1 protein-coding gene and 1 pseudogene are annotated in these 1,049 nt (G+C 58.6%); both read left to right on the top strand.

Going from position 1 to position 1,049, the window contains the following annotated elements; all coding sequences use genetic code 11:
• Positions 1-520, top strand: a 520-nt coding sequence (locus tag FGE21_RS19160; RefSeq protein ID WP_218062797.1) for a hypothetical protein, incomplete at its 5' end; no start/stop codon positions are given.
• Between the two features lie 127 nt (positions 521-647).
• Positions 648-1,049: pseudogene (locus FGE21_RS19155) on the top strand (GIY-YIG nuclease family protein); the annotation flags it as partial.

The raw sequence follows: 1,049 nt of genomic DNA, 5'->3' as shown, positions 1-1,049 counted from the left end.
CACGCCTCTGCGCGTGACGGAACCACATACCCATTTTACTCACACCCCAATTTCGCGGACCTTCAGCAAGTTGAACGGCGCACTTGCGCAGTACATCGAATGCGAGCGCGACATTGAATGCGTGAACTCTTTCGATCCGGCTTTTGTCGCCTGGGTCTCTGATGCCGAAACGGCACGGAAAAATGTGCTTGATCGCATCGCGTCGATTACGGCAGCACCAGTTTCGCGGGCCGCAGACAAGCCGCTCCAGCGGATCTCTTTGCTCACCCGTGCGCTCATTACCTGCAAGACAGGTACCGACTTCACCGCACTCTACGCCCTCCTTGGCAGCCATGACCATTTCTTTGTCTGCTTTGAGAACGACCCAGTTGGCCATCGTGTACAGCAGATGCTGGAAGTCCATCAGGATCACGTGCATGCGATGGCGGATCTGGGCGAATTCGCCGAAGACCCTCTGCCCCTTGCTCCCCTGGACAACGGCTCTGATCTACCCAGCACGCCCGTAGCAGCCCCGGCCTGACCCCGCATCCTTTTTTACCAGAACGACGCCGCTGCGATGCACCGTCAGCGACAGCGGTGTTCTGCAATATAGCATGTCCCGTCTGGCGCCCCGCGCCAGCACGCCTCCCCCAGTCATGGAGGTCACTATGACCCATTGCCAACAAACACCATCTACCCAGTCATTCCCGTCGGTCATTCACGCCCATTGGGCCGAGGCCGCGCAAGCGAACGGCTTCGATATCCTGCAGCGCGTTGAGGATCGCTATCATCTCGAGCTTGAGTGTCATGCCTGCGGGGAGCTGCACATCTGCAAGCTCTATGTTGTGATGAACAACCAGCCCATCTGCCCCCATTGCGTGGAAACACGCTGGCGCGAAGATGCGACCGCTGCAGGGTTGGCCTTCCTGCAACGTGACACGGAAGATCGCCACTATGGCTTTTATGAAGCCCCCTGCGGCCACAAGCTGCGGCGTCAGTTCGAGCTTATCAAGCGCATCGCTGACGGCGAATGCTCACACCGCTGCGAGATCTGCCAGAACGCGAAGGAA

The sequence above is a fragment of the Phaeobacter sp. B1627 genome (assembly GCF_006265095.1).
Taxonomy (GTDB): domain Bacteria; phylum Pseudomonadota; class Alphaproteobacteria; order Rhodobacterales; family Rhodobacteraceae; genus Epibacterium.
This window is presented reverse-complemented; position numbering and strand designations above follow the sequence as displayed.